Source organism: Sphingomonas sp. 66-10, from assembly GCF_001897045.1.
GTDB lineage: Bacteria > Pseudomonadota > Alphaproteobacteria > Sphingomonadales > Sphingomonadaceae > Sphingomonas > Sphingomonas lycopersici.
In genome coordinates, this window is record NZ_MKRR01000024.1 from 1 (window position 1) to 2,723 (window position 2,723).

Genomic DNA, 2,723 nt, shown 5'->3' on the forward strand with positions numbered 1-2,723 from the left:
CGGCGCCGGGACGCTGGCGTTGGCGGCGGGCGTCGAGGACACGAGCTTGGGATGGGCGTAGGCCGGAGCCGAAACACTCAGGCCGACGGCGGCGATGGCTGCGAGCGGCGAAAAGAAGCGCATTTGGACATTCTCCTGTCAGTGACATGAGAGAATACGCAGCTGCAGCCTGCACCCCTCTCAAATTTCTTTTCTGTTCCGAGCCAAGGGGTCGTGGGCCAGAATGCGTATTGTGAAGAGAAGACGGAGAAACATCATGGACCACCTCGACGACATGCTCAGCCGGTTGCGGGAAGCGCCGCTCGATCCCCGGCTTGCCGGGCTGGACAGCCGCGTCATGGCCGAGATCGCCCGGCTCCAGGCCATGCCCCGCCTGAGCGCCACGACATTCGGTATCGCCGCGGCAGCAGCCTTGTTCCTGGGAATTGCCGGCTCGGCCGTGCCTGTGCGGTCGACCGAAGCCGGGCCGATATCGCCCTTTGACGCGCGGCTCGCGCTCGCTCCTTCGACGCTGCTGAGTTCACAATGATGCGCGACCGCCGGCTCCTGCTCCTCGTCCTGCTGACCTTTGCCGCGGCGATCGCCGGTGTGGTCATCGGCCGCGTCTATGTGGTTCCGGTGCGCCCGGTCGAAAATGAGTTGCACGACCTGCTCCATCGCGATCTGAAGCTGGACACCGCGCAACATAGCCGTCTCGAGACGATCGAGAAGAACTATGCGATCCGGCGTCAGGCACTGGAGGCCGAACTGCGCGCCGATAACGCGCGGCTCGCCGAGGCGATCGAGGCGGAGCATGGCTATGGTCCTCGGGTTGCAGGGGCGGTGGATCGCTCGCACCAGGCGATGGGCGCGCTGCAGAAGGAAACACTCGAGCATATCTTCGCGATGCGGGCCGTGCTGCGCCCGGATCAGACGGACAAGTTCGACGACGCCGTGGTGAAAGCGCTGACGGCCAAGTCCAAATGACCGCGTGCCTCCCCGACTGCTCGGACGGGGAGCTCGCGGCTCTGGCGCTTGGAGGCCGGCAAGCGGCCTATGGCGAGCTGGTCCGCCGGCATCAGGGCTGGGTGCACCGCCTCGTGCGCAGCCATGTCGGGAACCGCGACGAAGCGCTCGACGTGACCCAGGCGAGCTTCGTCGCCGCCTTCGCCGCACTCAACCGCTATGACGCTGCGCGACCTTTTCCGGTCTGGATGTCGCGGATCGTCATCAACAAATGCCATGACTGGCGCCGCCGCCGCGCGGTCCGCAACTTCTTCTCCCACGCGCTGGCGCTGGGGGAAGCCGAACATGTCGTCGACGAGGCGCCACTACCCGACCAGGCGATCGGCGCCGAGCAGCAGCTGGCAGAGGCCATGAAAGCGATCGCCGCCCTGCCCGCATCGCTCAAGGACACGCTCGTCTTGCGGACGATCGATGAGAAATCGGAAGCCGAAACCGCCGAGATTCTCGGCATCTCCCAGAAGGCGGTCGAAACACGCCTCTACCGCGCCCGGGCGCGCCTCGCGGAAATTTTGAAGAAAGTTTGAGGGGCACGCGGGCGGGCTGCGTATTTCCAGTAGGCCCGCCCTCTTTCCGCAAGCTGAGACAAACCGAATGATTTCTGCTCTCGACCGCCGCCAGTTCCTTCGCGGCGCGGCCCTCGCCGGTGGCGGCGCCGCCTTGTCAGCCTGGCTGCCGGCCTGGGCGCAGACGATCTCGCCGGGGATGCGGCCGACGCTGCCGACCGTGTCGGGCGAAGACATCACGCTGACGATCGCCCGGCAGTCGATGAGCATCGATGGTCGCCAGTTCCGGGCAATCGGCGTCAACGGCACGGTCCCTGCGCCACTCATCCGGCTGCGCGAAGGCCAGCGCGTGCGGCTCAACGTCATCAATCAGCTGGAGGAGGACAGCTCGATCCACTGGCACGGGCTGATCCTGCCGGCCAATATGGACGGTGTGCCGGGCGTGTCTTTTCCGGGCATCAAGCCGGGCTCGAACTACCTCTCCCAGTTCTCCGTCGTGCAAAGCGGCACCTACTGGTACCACAGCCATTCAGGCCTGCAGGAACAGGAAGGCCATTACGGCCCGATCATCATCGATCCCGCCGGTGCCGATCCGGTCGCCTATGACCGCGAGCATGTCATCGTGCTCGCCGATCACAGCGCGCTCTCGCCGCAGGCGATCTTCCGGCGCCTCAAGGTCAACCCCGGCCATTTCAATTTCCAGCGCCAGACCCTGGCCGGGCTCCTGTCGGGCAAGGATCAGCCGCTCAAGGACCGGCTCGACTGGGGCCAGATGCGGATGGACCCGGCCGACATCTCCGATGTGACCGGATCCACCTACACCTATCTCGTCAACGGCCATGGTCCGATGGACAACTGGACCGCGCTCTTCACCCCGGGCGAACGGGTGCGGCTGCGGGTCATCAATGCGTCGGCGATGACCACCTTCAACGTCCGCATCCCCGGCCTGCCGCTGACCATCGTCCAGGCCGACGGGCAGAATGTGGTGCCGGTCACCGTCGACGAGTTCCAGATTGGTGTTGCCGAGACCTACGACGTCGTTGTCAGCCCAGGCGATGACAAGGCCTACACCCTTGTCGGCGAGGCGATCGACCGCTCGGGCATGGCGCGTGCCACGCTCGCGCCGCGCGCCGGCATGGCCGGCGAGGTTCCCCCCTTACGCAAACGGCCGCTCGCCGACATGAAGGACATGGGCATGGACATGTCCTCGATGCC

Annotated in this window: 4 protein-coding genes and 1 pseudogene; 4 read left to right on the forward strand and 1 reads right to left on the reverse strand. The window is 65.8% G+C overall.

Annotated features, from left to right (window positions below; all coding sequences use genetic code 11):
- Window positions 1-123, reverse strand: a pseudogene (locus BGN95_RS27085) (copper resistance protein CopC); the annotation flags it as partial.
- Window positions 124-256: 133 nt separating this feature from the next.
- On the opposite strand from BGN95_RS27085, the gene BGN95_RS03035 reads away from it, so the two are divergent.
- The 4 genes from BGN95_RS03035 to BGN95_RS03050 form a co-directional block, all read left to right on the forward strand.
- Window positions 257-529, forward strand: a complete 273-nt coding sequence (locus BGN95_RS03035) for a hypothetical protein (RefSeq protein ID WP_007406394.1) — start codon at window positions 257-259, stop codon at window positions 527-529.
- Window positions 529-966 (forward strand): periplasmic heavy metal sensor, encoded by a 438-nt coding sequence (locus BGN95_RS03040; RefSeq protein WP_025550099.1) that lies wholly within the window; start codon window positions 529-531, stop codon window positions 964-966. The genes BGN95_RS03035 and BGN95_RS03040 overlap by 1 nt, the downstream gene beginning before the upstream one ends.
- Complete coding sequence (locus BGN95_RS03045) at window positions 963-1,529, forward strand: RNA polymerase sigma factor (RefSeq protein ID WP_030541625.1); 567 nt, start codon at window positions 963-965, stop codon at window positions 1,527-1,529. The genes BGN95_RS03040 and BGN95_RS03045 overlap by 4 nt, the downstream gene beginning before the upstream one ends.
- A 67-nt stretch (window positions 1,530-1,596) precedes the next feature.
- The coding region (locus BGN95_RS03050) for a copper resistance system multicopper oxidase (protein ID WP_286771571.1) at window positions 1,597-2,723 on the forward strand (1,127 nt) is incomplete at its 3' end.